General features: G+C 57.4%; 16 protein-coding genes. 4 read left to right on the plus strand and 12 right to left on the minus strand.

Annotated elements, in window-relative coordinates:
* Positions 1–129: 129 nt before the first annotated feature.
* From Mal52_RS02930 to Mal52_RS02975, 11 genes are all read right to left on the minus strand, one after another.
* Complete coding sequence (locus Mal52_RS02930) at positions 130–1,002, minus strand: polysaccharide deacetylase family protein (protein ID WP_145374238.1); 873 nt, start codon at positions 1,000–1,002, stop codon at positions 130–132.
* On the minus strand, positions 1,003–2,394 hold the full coding sequence (locus tag Mal52_RS02935) for an AAA-type ATPase lid domain-containing protein (RefSeq protein ID WP_145374240.1): 1,392 nt from the start codon (positions 2,392–2,394) through the stop codon (positions 1,003–1,005).
* Between the two features lie 315 nt (positions 2,395–2,709).
* On the minus strand, positions 2,710–3,840 hold the full coding sequence (locus Mal52_RS02940) for a sugar kinase (protein ID WP_231962511.1): 1,131 nt from the start codon (positions 3,838–3,840) through the stop codon (positions 2,710–2,712).
* Positions 3,841–4,143: 303 nt separating this feature from the next.
* Positions 4,144–5,628 carry a proton-conducting transporter transmembrane domain-containing protein gene (locus Mal52_RS02945; RefSeq protein ID WP_145374241.1) on the minus strand — a complete coding sequence of 495 codons (1,485 nt, stop codon included), beginning with the start codon at positions 5,626–5,628 and terminating at the stop codon, positions 4,144–4,146.
* Between the two features lie 14 nt (positions 5,629–5,642).
* Positions 5,643–7,232, minus strand: a complete 1,590-nt coding sequence (locus tag Mal52_RS02950; RefSeq protein ID WP_145374243.1) for a complex I subunit 4 family protein — start codon at positions 7,230–7,232, stop codon at positions 5,643–5,645.
* A gap of 32 nt (positions 7,233–7,264) precedes the next feature.
* The gene (locus Mal52_RS02955; protein WP_197534622.1) at positions 7,265–9,043 is read right to left on the minus strand and encodes a proton-conducting transporter transmembrane domain-containing protein; all 1,779 of its coding nucleotides are present in this window, start codon (positions 9,041–9,043) and stop codon (positions 7,265–7,267) included.
* 77 nt (positions 9,044–9,120) lie between these two features.
* Entirely contained in the window at positions 9,121–9,435 is a 315-nt protein-coding gene (locus tag Mal52_RS29550; RefSeq protein ID WP_197534623.1) for an NADH-quinone oxidoreductase subunit K, read from the minus strand.
* Positions 9,432–10,172: an NADH-quinone oxidoreductase subunit J gene (locus Mal52_RS02960; RefSeq protein ID WP_145374246.1), complete on the minus strand. Its 741-nt coding sequence runs from the start codon at positions 10,170–10,172 to the stop codon at positions 9,432–9,434. The genes Mal52_RS29550 and Mal52_RS02960 overlap by 4 nt, the downstream gene beginning before the upstream one ends.
* 77 nt (positions 10,173–10,249) lie before the next feature.
* On the minus strand, positions 10,250–11,260 hold the full coding sequence (locus Mal52_RS02965; RefSeq protein ID WP_145374247.1) for a hypothetical protein: 1,011 nt from the start codon (positions 11,258–11,260) through the stop codon (positions 10,250–10,252).
* Between the two features lie 7 nt (positions 11,261–11,267).
* Positions 11,268–11,633: a hypothetical protein gene (locus tag Mal52_RS02970; protein ID WP_145374248.1), complete on the minus strand. Its 366-nt coding sequence runs from the start codon at positions 11,631–11,633 to the stop codon at positions 11,268–11,270.
* Positions 11,634–12,102: 469 nt separating this feature from the next.
* Positions 12,103–13,014 carry a DUF58 domain-containing protein gene (locus tag Mal52_RS02975; protein ID WP_145374249.1) on the minus strand — a complete coding sequence of 304 codons (912 nt, stop codon included), beginning with the start codon at positions 13,012–13,014 and terminating at the stop codon, positions 12,103–12,105.
* A 125-nt stretch (positions 13,015–13,139) separates the two neighbouring features.
* Between Mal52_RS02975 and Mal52_RS02980 the strand changes: the two genes are divergently transcribed.
* From Mal52_RS02980 to ligA, 3 genes are all read left to right on the plus strand, one after another.
* Positions 13,140–13,529, plus strand: a complete 390-nt coding sequence (locus Mal52_RS02980; protein WP_197534624.1) for a hypothetical protein — start codon at positions 13,140–13,142, stop codon at positions 13,527–13,529.
* Positions 13,526–13,879, plus strand: coding sequence for a cupin domain-containing protein (locus Mal52_RS02985; protein WP_145374251.1), 354 nt, complete (start codon positions 13,526–13,528; stop codon positions 13,877–13,879). Before Mal52_RS02980 ends, Mal52_RS02985 begins: the two co-directional genes overlap by 4 nt.
* 134 nt (positions 13,880–14,013) lie before the next feature.
* Complete coding sequence (gene ligA, locus Mal52_RS02990; RefSeq protein WP_145374252.1) at positions 14,014–16,032, plus strand: NAD-dependent DNA ligase LigA; 2,019 nt, start codon at positions 14,014–14,016, stop codon at positions 16,030–16,032.
* A gap of 103 nt (positions 16,033–16,135) precedes the next feature.
* Here the strand turns inward: ligA and Mal52_RS02995 are convergent, their stop codons facing one another.
* Positions 16,136–17,290 (minus strand): sialidase family protein, encoded by a 1,155-nt coding sequence (locus tag Mal52_RS02995; RefSeq protein ID WP_145374253.1) that lies wholly within the window; start codon positions 17,288–17,290, stop codon positions 16,136–16,138.
* Positions 17,291–17,614: 324 nt separating this feature from the next.
* On the opposite strand from Mal52_RS02995, the gene Mal52_RS03000 reads away from it, so the two are divergent.
* Complete coding sequence (locus tag Mal52_RS03000; protein WP_145374254.1) at positions 17,615–18,676, plus strand: dipeptidase; 1,062 nt, start codon at positions 17,615–17,617, stop codon at positions 18,674–18,676.
* Positions 18,677–18,801 lie beyond the last annotated feature (125 nt).

An 18,801-nucleotide genomic window follows, 5' to 3' on the forward strand; every position in this document is an offset into this window, starting at 1 on the left:
TGACGCACCTTTCTCTGTAGGACGAGAGATTGCCCCACTGGAAAGTGGGGATGATCGTCAACGGTAGCGCGAAAACCCTCACCCCGGCCCTCTCCCAGAGGGAGAGGGGGAAGAAATTCATCGTGCGCCTTACGGCATGGCGGCGATGGCGGCTTTGCGTTCTTTGATCACTGTGTCGTAACTTTTCGGTGTTTGCTCCGCGTCGACGTATTTAGCCAAGTCCCGCAGTGGAATCACCTTGTATTTGTGCAGGTGCAAATACTTCATGAATGCGCGGAAGTTCGCTTCCGGGGTGTGCACCCAGGGGTGTTCGTTGTCCGGCACGCCGTGAAATTGAAGCACTGCAATCTTACCGTCCCGTGCCTGTTCCACAGCACGGATTAAATCAGCCAATTGCCAATCGGGACGTGCATCGCCGGCAGAGGGAATCAACAGTGGATGGTCGCGTCCCGGTTCGTAGGCAAAGCCCCGTCCATGATCATAAGGATACTCCGGAGCGCCGCCGCGGCGGGCGAATTTGATGCCCGCCTTTTTCAACAGCGCAAAGCCGGCCGGGTCAAATGCATTGCCGGGATAAGCAAAGCTGACGGTCCGTGGAATGCCATGTTCTTTACAGCGAGCATTGATCGCTTCGAGTTGTTCCTGCACCTGATCCAGACTCTTGGCAGTCACCCCCTTGTGATCGCGGGTGTGATTGCCGATTTCAAATCCATCGCGATGCAACTGGGCGATCTCTTCCCACGTCATATAATCCCGTTTGTTTGTCTTAAACGTAAACCCTTCGGTGATGAAGAAAGTCGCGCCGAACCCATAATCCTTGAGAATTGGCCGCGCAATTGTGAAGTGCGATTTCACCGAATCGTCAAATGTTAAAACCACCAGCTTATCCGGGATCGGTTCCAAGGCGGCAGCATCGTTCGCTAATGCGCAGACGATCGCTGCTCCCCAAATGACCGCCGACAACCAACGCTGTTGGATTCGTTGTCCGTTATTGCCAGACATCTATTCCTCCTCCCCCGGATCCGCATCATCAATCCCTAAGACTTCCATCCGACGATACAGTTTCGCGCGATTGATTTGCAACAGGTCGGCCGCTTGGCTTTTGTTTTGCTTGCATTGTCGCAATGCCCGTTGAATCAATTCGGTCTCGTACTCGGACGTCAATTGTTCCAGAGGAATGCTGGTGAACTGTTCCACTGGTGGAAGATGTTGTGCATCGAAACCGGTGCGGAATCGAAACGGCAAGTCCGCCGGGAGGACCATCTCCCCGGTCGCCGCGACATGCGTTTCGCCAACGACTTTGAAGAGTTCCGCCAAGTTACCCGGCCAATTGTATTCGGTGAAAAGTTTCACGACAGCCCGTGCGAAACCGCCGACCTGTTTTTCGCCGCGGCGATTGATATCCTCAAGAAAGTGCTGCGCGAGGAGTAACAAATCTTCCGGCCGGTCCCGCAGCGGCGGCACCTCGATCGTGACGGTTGTCAACAAGGCCTGTAATTCAAACAGCAGATCTTCGCGTTCCACCGCCTCGGCCAGCGGAAAACAACTGGAACTGAACAATCGCAATGCGGGCGGTTCTTCCCCGTCGTGGGCTTTAACAATGCGGCGCTGCACGTCGCGGGGCAAATGTTCGACATGGCCGAGAAACAGCGCTCCAGCGGAAATGCCCAGTCCGCGCGCCGCGGGGTCGGTTGCGGCTTCCAACAAACGCGTAACGGTGCGGTCGATTTCTGAGGCGGCCAGTTTCCGGCAATCGACGGCGACAAATGCCGTGTTTTTCGTGTCTCCACCGTAGTGTATCACCCGAGCAAGATGTTGCTTGCCGGTCCCCGGTTCCCCTTGTAAGAAAACCGCTGCCTGACAATGCTGCGCCAATTCGATTTGATTTAGCATCCGCGTTGTCGCTGGGCCTTTGCAAACCAGCGTCTGCTGTCCGAAGCGTTGCCGCAGATTGCCCCGCAAAGCAGCTAATTCCGCATGCACCGTTTGGGCGGCCGTCGGATCGGCTACGGGCGGGGGTTGGGGAATCGCTGACACGATGCCCAAGACATGAATCACCTGCCCCTCTTCATCACAAAACGGATAAAAATTCAACATCCGCGGCAACGACGCGCCGGTGGTTGTGGTGAGATAGGCCGGGGTACTGCGTTGCTCACCGGCCAACACCTCGGGTGGGGGGCAAAGACCGGCCGTCAATTCCTCCACCGGAGTCTCGCCGCTGCTACCGTAATGGCTAATCCGACCAACGACGTCTTCCGCCGCAAAACCAGTCAATTCCTCGCAACCACGGTTAAACACCAACAGCTTGCGCTGGCCGTTCATCACGAACAACGGCGTCGAACCGCCACCCAGTAGCCGCGTCAAATTGCCGGTTGTCGTATGGCGGCGTTTCATAAATGTCGTGGTTTCAATTCGTTGACGTTGAAGGTGTTGTAATAACGTAAGTGCGTGAACAACGTGAATGCACGTTAGGCATCAAAGTCGATTCCATTGGAATACGTGTGGTTTTGCGTTGAGAAACCCTTTCAGGGTTTGGTTCCCCCTGGTCCTCCTTACCTAGGGTGGCGCGGCGTTGCCGCTTACCCTAGGCTAAGATGAGCTACCCCTTCGGGGTAGGTGTCACACTGACAAGCCAACTAAAACCAATTGACTTGAATAAAAATTCACTGGCCACCGGCCACCGGCCACTAGCCACTCTGTAACCTGCCATCAACGCTGCACCCGCCCAGAACCGCTGCCGGCAACCAAGGCCTCAATCTCCGCGCGGGTGGCGTAATTAAAATCTCCTTTGATGCTGTGTTTCAAGCAACTGGCGGCGACGGCATAACGCAGGGCTGATTCCGGATCGGCCATTTCGGGTGTGTTCAAGGCAAAGACCAATGCCCCCGCAAAAGAGTCGCCACCTCCGACCCGGTCGACAATGTTGCGGATTTCGTAAGGGGTATAGTTTCCGTTATTATCCAGCGGTGCCGCAAAGCTGCGGTCTTGAGCGACGTCGAACAACAGGGCGCCCCAGTTATTGTGGCTGGCAGAGAGGCTTTCGCGGAGCGTGATCGCAACCTGTGAGACGTTGGGATATTGAGCGACGATTTTCCGCGCAACGGTTTCATAGGCGGCGACGCTGATTTGCCCCGCTTCCACGTCAGTATCGTCGGCGCGAATGCCCAACATCATGTCGGCGTCTTCTTCGTTGGCGATGACGACATCGACGTAAGGCATGAACTCCTGCATGGTCTGTTGCGCCAGATCCTTGGTGCCGGTCCCCGGTTTCCAGTTCCACAGTTTTTTGCGAAAGTTCAGATCACAAGAAACCCTCAGCCCCTGCTGTTTGGCCTGTTTTACGGCGGCCAAACCCGCCTCAGCAGCTGCGGCGCTGATCGCTGGGGTGATGCCGGTGATGTGAAACCAATTGGCCCCCGCGAAGGCGGTTTTCCAGTCGTAGGCCTCGGCGGCGGTGAGGGAAATCGAACTGTGATCGCGGTCGTAAATCACGGTCCCTGCACGTTGATTGGCGCCGGTTTCGACGTAATAGACGCCGAAGCGGCCTTCGTCCCGGCGCTGGACCAGTTCGGTTCCGACATTGAATTTGCGGAGTTCCGCCTCAAAGGCGTCGGTGAGTGGATTGTCGGGCAGGCTGGTCAAAAACGACGCAGAGCCTCCTTGCCGGGCGATTGAGACGGCGACATTCACCTCGCCGCCGCCAAAGGTGATCTCCAGCCGCCCAGGCAGGGCTTGCGGAATCCGCATGAATTCTTCCGGCGCCATACGAAGCATGACTTCACCGAACGTCACGACGTGCATTTCAACTCCCATTTCCCAAAGCGGTTGTACGGTCGACATTAGAAAGTCAATGTAGCCAACCCCGGCGGGAAATGCATCCTTAGGCCGCCCGGCGCGGTGCAGGGAACTGCCGTGGAATTGAGATCTGAAAATTTCGCACAACTTGAAACAGCCGTGCCAATGTGTTGTCACCGCTGTCTGCTAAATCAGATTCATCAGCCAATGTGCTCGACGGCGGTGGTTTTGCGACCCATGTTTAATTGAGATGGAATTGGCGTGGGCATGCCTGCTGCGAAATCACCGCCGTTTATTTTTTATAACTCGGCGCTGGCGGCCGCGCTATTACCAGCGGCGGCCGCGTACTTAACGGATAAGCCAATCCCACACGGTCCGCGGGAAGAGACTCGTGGCGATGATCGCGACTGCCAGCGCGATGGCAACAAGACGTGCTGCACGTCCTCGTCGTGGTTGGGGTTTGTTCAACGGTGGATGGAAGAACATCAGGCTGATCGTGCGTACGGCAACGCCGGCCATGACTAACCCACCGACGACGCCTGCGCCGGCAGCGGTGACAAATCCGCCGTGAAACGCGACCAAGTCGAGCGGATTCGGCACTTGCACTGCCAAGGCCGTCCACAGTAGAGCGGCCTGACTCCAAAAACCTAGCAGCGGCGGTAGGCCTGCGAGGCTGAATAGAAATAGCAAAACCGCCGTCGCCAATATTGGCTCAGTCCGCAACAACCCGGTCAGTTCATCCGTGAACCGGCATTTTTCATCGCCGCCGCCCAAGGACAAAAACACGGCGGACAAACCGGCCAGCGCGAGGGATGTCGCTCCCAATTGACCGGTCCAAGCGGCGCGGGCTTGCTCTAATTCCAGGCTGTCTCCCTGTTGGACGCGCCAGCAGATGACCGCCAGACCCAGCAGCCACCAACCAGTCTGGGCCATCGCCAAGTTGGCCAACAGTCGTGGAACACGAGTTTGAGTCAGCGCCATCAACGCTCCTCCCAACAGCGTGATCACCGCCAAAACCAACAGCAAGGCAACTCCTAAGTGCGCCGCAACAGAAGAGGGCAACAAGCAAATTCGCAGTAAGGCAGAAATCGCGGCCAGACGCGGCACGAGCAACAGGACTCCCGTAGTCCAACCGTCGACGTCATCCACGATGTCGACCATCGCAAAATGAAACGGCACAGCCGCCAGTGGAATCGCCAAGCCGGTGATCAGCAAGATCAAAGCGGCGCTATTCATAGCTGTTTGATGTGCTTCGGCAGTTCCGTGGAGATTCATTATCGACAGCGTCGTCGTGCCGGTGCATGCATATAGGAACACGAAACCCAACAGAGTCAGGCTCAGCGATAAGCCTGCCATGACGGCGAATTTTAGCGTCGCCCCCTTCGCCGTTAGAGTCCGCTCACTCACAAACAAAATCAAAACCAGCGGCAGGTAGGCCAAGGCCAACGCAGTGGTCAGCAGCACCAGATCGTCAGCCATCGCTGCCAACAGCCCCCCAGCGGTGCTGAACAACAACATCGCCGCACTTTCCACAGCCGATTGTTCGCCGCAAGTCCGTTGTGAAAGTAAGCCGGCGAATACTCCTCCCACGCCGAGCATGATCCACTGCAGTGTCTCAACATGTGGATCGACGGCAATCTCGGCGATCTCTGTTGCATCAACGCCGGAGGAAATCCACGCTTTAGCGGCGCCGGCAGCAATGAATATGCAGACGCCGATTGCGCCCACCCATGTCTTGCTGAGACGACGATGTTGAAACCCCAACAGCAACAAGCAGGCTGTGGCAACCAGAATGATCTGGGGGCAGAGTATCGCGAGGGTCGGATTGTTCATACCTGCCTCCCCTTCTAGCGATCCAAGTTGCGGTCATCAACGCGTTCTACGGCAGCAGGCGGCGACTGTTGTCCTGCAATGATGCGGGACACGGCCGTTTCGGTGCGGCTGAAGAATAGTTGCGGCGCCACGCCGATACACAACACCGCCAGGATCAGCGGCAGCACAGCCGCCATTTCTCGCAGATTCAGATCCCCACGTATCGCATGGGTGATAGATTCTTGCGGCGTCCAGGAGGGATGATCGATGACCGGTTCGCGAAACGTTCCCCCAAACACACGCTGCATGACTCGCAAGAAACACCACGTGCACAGCACCAGCGCCACCAGACCGGTGATCGCAAAGCCCGGATGAATTCGCGCGACTCCCATGGAGACTGTGGCCGTGGCGACAAAACCACTGGTCAGCGGCAACGCGATCAAGGAGGCGACGCCGACAAACGTCACACCTGCCAAGCGAGGATATCGACTCGCTAATCCGCTAAACGCTTCGGCTTCACGCGTGCGAAACCGCGTGAACAACGCGCTAGTCACACAGATCACGATTCCCAGCGACAACCCATGACTACACAGCGCCAACAGGCTGCCGTTGATGCCGATCAGGGTGCTTGAAAACAGTCCCAGTACCGAAAAGCTGGCATAACTGACAGTCAAGTTTGCCGTCAAGCGTTTAAGATCATCCTGCACCAGCGCCAGCATCACGCCATAGATCGTCCCGATGGCGGCCGGCCAGAGAAAATACCCCGCCAGGTCGCCGCACAGTCCGGGGAAGAGTGGCAACAACAAACGCAGCCAGCCATAAAGGCCGATTTTTATCCAAGCGCCGCACAACATCAACAGACCCGCCGTCGGCGCTTCGACCGCAGCATCCTGCAACCAAATGTGTAGTGGAAACAATGGCACCTGAATCGCAAACCCCAAACCAATCGCCGCAAACAACCACAGTTCAATCCCGGCCCAATACTGGGTGTTTGCGGAACTGGCCGCGACGAGTTGTGGCAATTCCGAAATCAATTGCCGCAGGTTCAACGTGAACTCCGCGCTGCCCGACATCCAGTAGTGCGAAAGCACCAACAGCCCGCAGCCGGCAAATGTCAAACCGCTGCCGACGAGGGTAAACAGAAAGAACTTGATCGCCGCCGGCCGTCGATCGGTTCCTCCCCAGCCGCCGATCAAAAAGAACAGCGCCACACGTGTTACTTCCCAAAAGAAAAAGAACCACAGAAGATTGTCCGTCGCAAAGACTCCCAGCAGTCCCGCTTCCAGAGTCAGCAGACATGCCAAATACAAATCAGTCCGTGGATGGGCGCGGGTGACGGTGATTAACACAGCGGCATAGGTCAGCAAGGCCGTCAACACCAGCAACCAAACGTTGATCCCATCGATGTGCCATGTCGGCGGATAGAATATTGCTCCGGAGTGGCTGGGAGCGACGTCGGCCTGTGGATCATGAGTAACGGCCATCCAGATTGTTGCCACCAAAGCCGCGGCAGTGAAGCTGGTCGCGATCCCCTGCGCAGCCCGTGGGCGCGCACGCCCCCCAACAAGCACGGTTATGGCACCGGCCAGTGGGAGCAGGACGAGTGAAGAGACTATGTCGGACATCAAATCGTTTCAGGCGACGCCGGAAGGGATGGTCAGGGCACGTCGGTGCCGGACCAGAGGACGACCGCGAAAATCATGGCCACTGCCGCCACGATCATCAAGGCATAAAACTGGATCAAGCCGTTTTGCAGCGACTGCGCGGATTTCGCGAATCTGACCGGTAGTCTCGCAAACGTGCCGATGAGAATGCGATCAATAAAAAACCAATCCACAAACCGGCAGAGCAACGATCCGGCGCGTAGCGGCAGTGCGACGCCTAAGAAGTAATAGTCACGCAAAAAGAATTCGCGACTCCCCAAGGTCGTGAACGGTCGCAAGAGGCGCGCGACCGGGGTGGGAAGACGACTCTCGGCAACGCGCGCCAGCCATGACGTAACGCCGCCGCCCACAACCGTCGCGGCGACGATGATTTGTAAAAAACGATCCTCACTCACCGGCGCGACACCGGGCAATAAATAATTGTTCAGCCAACCGGTCAGCGGACCAAGCACCGCACCCGCAGCCAAGGTCGCCCCGGCGAGCAGCAGCAACATGGCTTGTTGAGGCCAAGTGGGGGACGCTGCCTTTGCATGGTTTTCACGCATAGCTAAATCGTGGGCAGCTGAGGGCCACAATAATCGGAACAGGCCGACCGTCGTAAAAAAAATCGCCCCCACCGCACACCAGAAAAACACCGACCACCACGTTGATTCCGTCGCGTCGGCGACATCGCCCGCGTTGCGGACGAGGGAAAGAATAGACTTTAGGCTCCAAAAACCCGAGAGCAGGGGAACTCCACACAGCCCGATGGTCGCGCTAAGAGATACTATTTTTTCCATGCGCGAGCGGCCAGTTGCCAGACAGATAACCGTCATGCCGGTCGAGAGGATGGCCAACTGCATCCCGGCTACTGCGATACCACCCGGCGCGCCGGTTCCCACAGCCAGCCAGATCAATCCCAGGTTCGCAATCGTAACAAAAGCGAGAAGTCGTGCACGGGACATCAGCGTAGCAGCGATCCACCCGGCGGCCAACGCCGTTCCTCCGCCGATAGCGGCCACCACCAATAATCCATTGGGCATGTGCGCGAGAAACGTTTGGAAGCGTAGCAACAGAGAAATCCCGGCGACGCCGCTGCCCACGCATTGCAAACATGCCGCCGCCGTGGGAGATTCTTCGCCAGCATCGGGCAACCAAACCCACAGCGGAAACTGTGCGCAACCCGCAATGGCCGCCACCAAAATACCGATCCCGGCGATCGTCTCCTGACTGGTGAATTCACGATCATGAACGGCGGCCAGTAGCTGCGCGATATCCAACGTTCCCGTCGTCGTCCACAAAATACATGCCGCAATCAGCAATCCACACCCACCGACTGAAAGCACAATTGCAGTTTTTCGCACAGCCATGCGACGTCGCAAATCAGCCGCTCCCTCCCCCGCCAAACCGCACACAGCTACGGCCAACAACTGCCAAGCCACGATCAATTGCAGAAAATTCTCGGAGGCCAGTACCAAGACGGTCGCGCTGACCGCACCCAAAAGCAAACACAACCGGCGCCAATCCGTGGTTGTGGATGAAACTGCCGTTGCCGCATGCAGAACAATCAGCCCGCCAACAACTGTGACGACAAAAATCAGCCATGCGGTCATGTGGTCGGCAACCAATGACAGCGAGACGGTGAATGGGATTTGTCCCGGCAAGGAAAACCATTCACCCAGGGCCACTTGCACTGGCTCCGTTTGCTGCGAAGTGACAAACAACAATGTCGCGCCGGCGGCTGTGGTGGCCAGTCCCCCGAAACCAGCGACCGCCCGGCCGGCGCGGGGCATGCGCAGCCATCCCCCAAGCAGCACGACGATGCAGGCCGCGAGTGGAATCAAAAAAGTCGAAATGAGACTAACGTGGATCACGTGCGGCAACCTTCCTGAGGATGCCCGGTTTCGATGGTGCGTCGGCGGGATAGGACCCGATAAAACGTAATTGCCATAGCGATTTGAGCAGCGGCCATGCCCCCGATCAGGAACAACCAAGCAGCGCCGCCGACATCTTCCCGCGCTGCACTGAGGGTGGCAAGGGCGACACATGCTCCTTGCAGCATGATTTGCCCCCCTAGCAGCAGGTGGAACAAACTTCGCCGGCAGAGTACGCAAAGAGTTCCCGCGACGAACTGAAACATCGCGAACACGAGTAGATTGTGCAACAGTGCCGGATCGATTGTCATGCCGCTGTGCCCTCCACGGTTTGCGCTGTCGGCTCCGAAGATCCGCCCGTCATCATACGGGGCACGGTCACCATGGCGATCATCAACAGCAGACTGACAACGGTCAGGCTGATTCCATGATCGAACAACAGCGATCGTCCCAAGTCACTCCAGCCCAATCGAGTGGCGGAATCTGCGATAGCTGTCGCGCGGGGCGGTTCCGCAGCCACGGCGGATGGAAGTGCGCTGAGTAGTCCGGTGAATAACAAAGCGGTGAACGCACAGGCGAGCCCGGTGAATCTCCAGGACGACTCGGGGGGAGATTCGTCGTTCGTTTCCGAAACGGCGGCAAAGAGGAGCAGAGGGCCGAGAAATCCCACGTTGACGATGAGGTTCATCACACCGACGATCACCATGCCGCCGACAAAAAGCAGCGTCGTATTGGCCAAGACAGCGACAACAAACCAGGCCATTCCACGGCGACGACAGCGGCAGGTCATGACGGCAATTGTTGCCACCAATCCACAACCGGCCGGAATGAGAAAGCAAAGTGTTGAGACAAACGACGACGAGGTCGTGATGAGCGAATCACCGCCGGTCAGTGGGAACAAACTCAACAGGGCGGCCAAGGCAATGACGGCGACAGCAGTTCCCGTGCGCCGCGGTGCGGGTACGCGCTGCGTCAGCAGGAGAGAGACTCCCCCAGCCCCCAGTCCGCAGACGATCAAAGTCGTTATCGGCAGTCCTTGCACGCTCATCCGTGAATCCCTGGAAAAATCCTCACCTGGGGACGCGACAAGCCCGCGATCACGTCCCGCTCTTTAACAAACAGGGGCTAACAGCCGGTTTCTGTGTTGTCGACAACCATGCCTTTCCACAGCGCGGTTACGTGCGTCCGGTGAAACATCAACCCGTAGGTGATCATCCCGCTGGCGACGATCCATGACAACAATCCCCGCGTCATGAAATCATCGGGACGTAACCACGTTTCGGTGGTCAACGCGATCATCAAATTCGTCCCCGCTACCGCCAGCAACACGTTTCCGGCGATGCTCTCGACGTCAGACGTTTGCCGCGCCGCACATTTTGTCCGCAACCATGCCAACCCGCACAAAACAGCCGCCAATTTGACGGCCACCACCATCGCCCGTAGAACCACGGCGGCTGCAGTGAGAGTGTCGTCGGTAGTGTACGTCGTGATTCCCCAGAAATACCAGCCTCCGCCGAACAGCCCGACCGCCAACAGCGCCAAGACGATGCACTGGAGATACACGATCAATTCAATCTCATGCGATAGATCCAGCCGCCTCAGAGACAGGGCCCCGACTGCAATCACAAATACCGCGCAACCCAACGGTTGTATCGCTGCAGTCCAGGATCCCGCTTGCGCTTGGAATTCTGCGAGATTGGCGAGATTATAACTGCCGAATAAAAATCCCAGACCGGCCAGTGCGCAGATGATCGTCAGCCAGGTGGTCATGCTGCGGAGCAGCGCTGCGAATTCCCCGCACCCCCCCGCCACCGGAAGGTAACGCACGATTTCCAACCCGCCGCACGCGACAACTAGCCAAATGGCAATCCCCTCAGCCGCCGGCCAAGCGGACATCATTTCGGCCAACACACTCCCCAGTGCCGCCGTCCAGACAAAGAGCCGAAATGCCCCACCGACTGATTGTGCGACGGATGCAGGCTGGGAGATCAGTCCCGCCCCGAAGATTTGTCGCAAACGTTGAAGCAGACGGGCACGCGTGAGGCGATGGCCGGGGATGAGGTATTCCTCAATGGCGATCATCCAACAGACCGCTGCCGGGATTCCACAACAGAGGATCAAGAAGGTTGTCCACATGGTCGTCTCACTTCACATCCGGTCGCCCCAACCGGCAGCCATAGAATACGCACAACAGCAACGGAGCCAGAAAAACCAACGTCCGCACAAACGCCTCTAAACGATTCGCCGCCACCGGTTCTGCAGCATGCAAGGCGGTGGCGAGCGGCAGCAGCAACAGCATGCCGGTGCCCAGCAAGGCGATCAAGATTGTCCGCCGCCACAAAGCAGGTCCCGGTGTTTTCACGTCGATTTTTTGTGTGCCTGTATTCTTGACGTTCGAATCAACCACAGCACCACCGTCGCGCCGCCGCAGTCGCAGCGCATTGATCAACAGCACTGCAACCAGACCGCCGCAGACGACGAATAATAGGATCAGATTTGTGGAATTCATGATCATGGGCGGATGTTGGCATAGATTGCCCGACGGGTAAAGAGGAGTCCCCGCGGGGGGAGGGGGGACTAGTGGCCGGTGGTCGGTGGCCAGTGGCCAGAAGCAGTAGGCAGTAGGGCAGGGGGTGATTGGTTTTTGGAAGATGACCGGCAGGGTTTCGCTCAACGACGATTTCTCCCTCTCCCTCTGGGAGAGGGCCGGGGTGAGGGTTTCGCATGTCGATGGACATTCCCATGCACAATCATCCTCACGCCACAAGCAACACAGAACAAGCACAGGGTGGCAGCGATTGCCAACGGCAATCGGTGTGCCGTAGGCACAAGACGCAGCAATTTTAGCTGTCCTTGCCGACTAGACTTTGCTTGTAATAAGAGCGCGGAAATTGCGGCTTCTTGCGGGCTGTGCCCGCCCCGATAGCAGAGCTATCGCGGCCACCCCTGTTTTTATTTCAACCGGACCATCGCTTGTTTTAACGCCGCCCTTTCGTCACCCGTGCTCGGGCATCCAGATAAGCTCCTAAAGCGCGGGCGTAGGGCATGGCTGTGGTGAAGGGACAATAATCGACACCGATTCCCGTCGAGAGACCTCGCAATTCATTACAGAATTCGCGGTACTTGGTCAAATAGTGCGAACGCAGGCGATGGGGGTCGACTAGTTGCGGTGAATGCGTGCCTTCTAAGTCGCGGAATTGCGTGGGGCGGCTGAAAGGGAATTCTTCTTCTTCGGGGGCGACGATATGAAACAGCAGCACTTCATGCCGCGCGTGTCGAAATTGCCGCAGCGCGCGGGACAAATCGTCGAGATCATCAAAGCAATCGCTCAGCAGGACCACTAAGCTGCGGCGGCTGAGCGTGGGGACGATCCGTTCGAGCACCGACCCCAGACTGGTTTCGCCCCCGGGAACAACATTGCTCAATGACTGTACGAGTTGCGGAAATGCCTGTGGCTTTGCGGAGGGTTCGATGTTGTCGCGAATCTTCGTATCGAATGTTACCCAACCCACGGCGTCGCGTTGTTGTAGCAACAGATATCCCAAAGCGGACGCCAATTGTCGGGCATAGGCGAGTTTGCTGAGTGTCTTGCCCGCATACGCCATGCTGCCGGAGCAATCGACGATCAGCCGGCAGCGAAGATTGGTTTCGTCTTCATACTCTTTGACGAAATATCGCTTAGTCTTTCCATAGGCCCGCCAATCGATGTGGCGGACTTCGTCGCCGGGGTGATATTGCCGATGCTCCACAAATTCGACGCTGGAGCCTTTGTGGGGGCTGAGGTGTTGCCCCATCATGAACCCCTCGACGATCCGTTTGGCCACGACCTCCAGATTGCCGATTCCAGCCAAGGCGGTGGGGTCGTGCAGGGGGGCATCCTGAGGGGGCATGGGCAGATCCGTAAAATCGGTGTAGAATCAGCAGTGTCGAAACTCAGTGTCGGGGCATCGAAGAGCCGTTTATTAGCACGGTCTCCCATCCGTCCTACCGATCTAGGGCGTCGATCGCAAGCGAAATGCCTGACGTTGTACTCGCGACGGCCAACAAGAGCGCCTATAATTCCGCTATAGTGAACCCCTGTTTTCTCAACACGGCCGAGTTTAAAACGATGCCTGAGATCCCGCCCCGCAACAACATTTTTTTTCCGCTGACAATCGTCGCCGGGACGTTGTTTGCGATTACTATTCTGGCCGTCACCATGGCGACGCTCAGTGACCCACGTGCGCCGGTGGCGAAATTCCTCAATGACTATGCCGGAATTCTGATCGGTGTCGAAGTGGGGGCTATTTTGACGCTCGGTTTTCTGGCCATGACCGTCGACCGGCTACGAACGTTGCGCGAAAACCGCTTGACCATCACCAACCCGCCTGAAGCGGAAACGTCCACGAAAGGGCCCGAATCATGAAAGTTCGCAATCACGAAGCGATCACGCAAACCCCGGTCGAGATGGAAGGAGCCGTCGGCGCCAAGGTACGGTGGTTGATCGGCGAGGACGACGGGGCTCCCAATTTCGCCATGCGGATGTTCGAACTCGAACCGGGAGGCGAAACCCCCAAGCACAATCATCCCTACGAACATGAAGTCTATGTGCTCGAAGGGAACGGACGGGTCTACGAAGGGGAGACCGAACATTCGATCGCTGCCGGCGACTGCATCTACGTCGTCTCTGACGAGGTGCACCAATTTCGCAATACGGGCGATGCCCCGATGAAATTCCTCTGCATGGTGCCGATCATGAACAAATGCACCGATTGAACGCCTCGCGATTTCGTGTGGCGGGAGGGCGAAGCTCCCGCTGAGCCGCGCGCTGCCCCAACGGTTTCCAATCTCGCGGCTCGGCGGGAGCCTCGCCCTCCCGGTCAGCCATTTCTCCCACAGCGCTGTCCGCCATGTCTGCCAAAGTTCAAAAGCAAATTGAAAAGCTCCGCGACGAATTGCGGCGGCATAGTTACTTGTATTATGTCGAGGCACGCCCGGAAATTCCGGACCGTGAATTCGACAAACTGCTCAAGCAACTCGAAGCGCTCGAACAACAACACCCCGAATTTGACACGCCCGACAGCCCCTCGCACAAGGTGGGTGGCGAACCGATTGCCGGGTTCAAGACGGTCGAGCACCGTGAGCCGATGTTGTCGATCGACAATGTCTATGATGTCGACGCTGTACGCGATTTCGACACGCGGCTCAAAAAACTGCTCGGCAGCGACGACGACTTGGCCTATGTGGCGGAATACAAAATTGACGGCGTGGCCATTTCACTGATTTACGAAAACGGTCTGTTGGTGCAAGGCGTGACCCGCGGCGATGGGCGGCAGGGGGATGACATCACGCACAATGCCCGCATTTTACGGGGTGTGCCGTTGCGTTTGCGGGGAGACAATCCTCCTCCCGTGCTCGAAGTGCGCGGCGAAGTCTTCATCAGCAATCCCGACTTTGCGCATATCAAAGCAGCGCAGGTCCAAGCGGGTGAGCAAGTCTTCATCAATCCCCGCAACTCCGCCGCCGGCGCGCTGAAGTTGCTCGATCCCAAAATCGCCATTCAACGCAAGCTGCGGTTTTTTGCTCACGGCGCGGGGTATGTGGAAGGTGTCGAATTCCCCACGCAGATGGAATTCCTCACCGCCATCCGCAATTGGGGTATCCCCACCACTCCCGGCGTCACGCTCTGCCCGTCCCTCGATGCGGCGCTGACCCAATGTGAAACGTTCATAGAGAACTTGCACTCGTTGGACTTTGAAGTTGACGGCATCGTGCTCAAGGTCAATGACCGGGAAGTCCAGGAGGAGTTGGGGCGGACCAGCAAAAGCCCGCGCTGGATTTTGGCCTACAAGTGGGAGAAATACGAAGCGGTCACGCAGATTGAAAGCATCGACATCCAAGTCGGCAAGACCGGCGCGCTGACACCCGTGGCCCATCTCAAACCGGTGGAAATCGATCTCACGACTGTCTCGCGAGCCAGTTTGCACAATCGCGACGAAGTCGAACGGTTGGGCGTTCGTATCGGCGACTGGGTTGTGGTGGAAAAAGCGGGCAAGATCATTCCACACGTTGTGCGTGTTGAAGAAGAGCGTCGCGACGGGACCGAAGAGGAATTCGCGTTTCCTAAGAATTGCCCTGTGTGCGATACACCGGCGGTGCAAGACGAGGGAGGCGTCTACGTCCGCTGCCCCAATCCCGACTGCCCCGCGCAATTGCGCGAAACCTTGCGGTTCTTTGCCTCGCGGTCGGCGATGGATATTGAGGGGTTGGGCATCAAACTGATTGAACAGTTGCTAGCGGCCAAGCTGTTGACGAGCCTGACCGATGTGTATCGCTTGCCCGATCGCCGCGAAGAACTGCTCGCACTGGAACGGATGGGAGAAAAATCGGTCGACAACCTGCTCGCCGCCATCGAAGGTTCCAAGACACAACCGCTCTGGCGGCTGCTGACCGGTTTGAATATTCGTCACGTCGGTACGAACACATCACAGGTCTTAATGCGGCAGTTCGGCACGTTGGATGAAATCATGCAGCAAACCGAGGAACAGTTGGCCGAAGTCGATGAAATCGGCCCGGTCATTGCTGCGGCGGTGTCTCAGTTTTTCCATTCCGACGTCGGCCGCGGCATTGTTGAGGAGTTACGCGGGTTCGGATTGAATTTCGGCGAACCGGTTGAGGCGCAAGAAACAGCAGAGGGTGATTTGATCTTCGACGGGAAAACGATCGTCGTGACCGGCACGCTGACAAAATTCACCCGCGATGAGATCAAGGAATTGATCCGCAATCATGGCGGAAGGGCAGCTGGCAGCGTGTCGAAGAAGACCGACTACGTCGTCGCCGGCGAAAAAGCGGGCAGCAAACTCGACAAAGCGACCAGCCTGGGCGTCCCCGTGCTGACCGAAGACGAATTCCTGGCGATGGTGCAATAACACCCCCCCCCCCCTCAGCCCCCGGCTTTGCCGGGGGGTAAATGACCAATCCGCGTTACCCCCCGGCAAAGCCGGGGGCTGACGGGATGAATTGGCGGGCGGATTATTTTTTGGCCTTGGCGTCGAGTTCGTCCATTGTGAAACGAACGCTGACGATATAGGGTTTCTTCCCTTTTTCCCAATGGCCGTACGTCGTCGTGACAAACGTGCCATCGGGCAGCAACTCGACGGCGGGGTACGCACAGTCGGCTCCGCGATGATTGTCCATCAACCGCACACGGTATTGCCCTTCGGTTCCGTTGACGATGTCGTCGTACGTTCCGACCCAGCCGACCCAGTCCCCTTTGGTGGGACTCTCGTGGGTGGTGTCGCGGAAGGAAATGAACAACCGCCCATCGGGTGTGTAACGGCCCGTATGTCGGTCGCCGGTCAATGCCGCCGGAAGTTGTCGCGGCTTGGTCCAGGTCTGACCTTCGTCGTCGGAAAAGATAACAAACGAATTCAGCGTGCGGCTATTTTCCCGCAGCAACACGGCAATCTGTTTCCCATCCGGCGAGCGAATCCAGCCCGGTTCGCACAGATGCGCTTGTGGGTGTTGGGCGATCACTTCCGGTTGGCTCCAAGTCAAACCGCCGTCGCTGCTGACAGTTTTGTAGAGATGGAACTGCACCGGTTTGGTTTGTTTGGAGTCCTTACGGAGAAAACGGCCGTCGTCGTGAAACAGCGCCATGTAGTCGCCATTGGCCAAACGGCCTACGCAAGACATGGTGACGATTCCACCGAAATCGCCGATCGGTTTCAGCGGAGACCAACTGGCGCCGTCATCTTCGGAGACCGCCATGCGAATCGGGTACAGCCCCGAAAACATGATCAACCGTTTTACGCCTTGCTTGTCGATCACGCGATGAATCGTGGGGACTTCTTTTGATGTCGACCAGTTTTCCGGCACAGGCAGACGCTCCGACCAAGTCAATCCGCCATCGGTCGAGCGTTTCATCACAATCGCGCCGCGACCATGCCCTTGGGGATAGACGCAAATCATTGTCTGATTGTCTTCCAATAACACCGTCGTCGGATGCCCCAGGTACTGCCCCGGCTCGCGGTCGACGACGACTTGCCGCTCGGTCTCTCCGGCCAAATCGACCACGGGAATCGTATAATCCCGCCGTAATGGTTTCTCAGCTTCGTCGCCAAGGACAGTGCCGCTGACGGCTGTCAATACAATGAGCGTACAAAACGGGACAAAAGCGCGGTGCATGGGGTAACCTCGTCGTTGTTCGATAAATATCTGTTCGGATAGACCAATGACTATACCAGCATAAACAGTGAACTATCGATGAGGAAAGCGACCACAGTCAAGAAATCGAACCGTGATGCATTGACGGTCCCGTCCATTTCCCAAACCGACCGCTTGCGGTCGTCATCGGCGTGCCATACGCAAAACCGACGGCATGATTGTCGGTCGCCTCCATTTCAACTAATTCGCATGCGCGTTAAAGTGGTTTCTCACCCGACGAAAACCATCGTCAGGCAACCTCCACAAAAATTCCCACCACGTAGCTAAAACAAGGCCTGCAGCAATATGTTGATTTTCGACGCCCACCTGGACATGGCTTGGAATGCACTGGAATTCAACCGCGATTTGATGCTGCCGGTCAGCGAGATTCGCAAGTTCGAGCGTCAATTTACGGATATCGTACCAGGTGAAAACACCGTTTCCTGGACGGAGCTACGGAAAGGCAATGTGTTTCTCACCATCTCGACGCTGATCGCTCGGCTGCATCGCAAAGATGCGGTGCGAACGTTTTACCAGTCCCGCGAAGCGGACTACGGAGCTGCCCGGGGCCAAATGGCGTATTACCAAGCGATGGTCGAACGGGGCGTGCTGCGGCCGATCACCGATGTGGCGACATTGGATGCACACGTGGCTGAGTGGGAAAGCGGCAATACGGATGAGTTGCCGATGGGCTACATCCTGAGCATGGAGGGGAGCCAGCCGGTTCAAAACCCGGAACAGATTCACCACTGGTATGACTTAGGCCTACGCATTTTGGGCCCCGCGCATTACGGCGAGAACCCATATTGTTTCGGCACCGGCAGCCAAGGGGGCTTAAAAGCAGACGGGCCGGCGCTGCTCAAAGCGATGGATGCCGTCGGCATGTTGTTGGACGCCACGCACTTGGCGGATCAATCTTTTTGGGAAGCACTGGACATCTTCGAAGGTCCGGTCCTTGCCAGCCACCACAATTGCCGCGCACTGGTCGACGCCGACCGGCAATTGACGGATGAACAAATCAAAGCCCTGATCGAACGCGGTTCGGTCATCGGCGCCGCCATGGATGCCTGGATGATCCAACCCGGCTGGGTCATTGGCGTCACGCAACCGAGCGACGCGTGTACGTTGTCGACATTAGCGGACCACATCGACCACATCTGCCAAATCGCTGGCAACGCCAACCACTGCGGCATCGGCTCGGACCTGGACGGCGGCTTCGGCAAGGAACAATCCCCCCACGACCTAGATACGATCGCCGATCTGTACAAACTAGGAGAAATCCTCAAATCCCGCGGTTACAGCGACGCCGATGTGGAGGGGATCATGTACCGCAACTGGGTGGATTTCTTTCGGCGGGCGTGGTCGTGAGCAGTAGGCAGTAGGCAGTAGGCAGTAGGCAGTAGGCGGTAGGCAGTAGGCAGTAGGGCTGGTCTGGGGCGGGATTTGGCTGTGGATCGCCTCGTGTTGATCGGCTGCTCACCCTACGGTCTATG

Source organism: Symmachiella dynata, assembly GCF_007747995.1.
GTDB lineage: Bacteria > Planctomycetota > Planctomycetia > Planctomycetales > Planctomycetaceae > Symmachiella > Symmachiella dynata.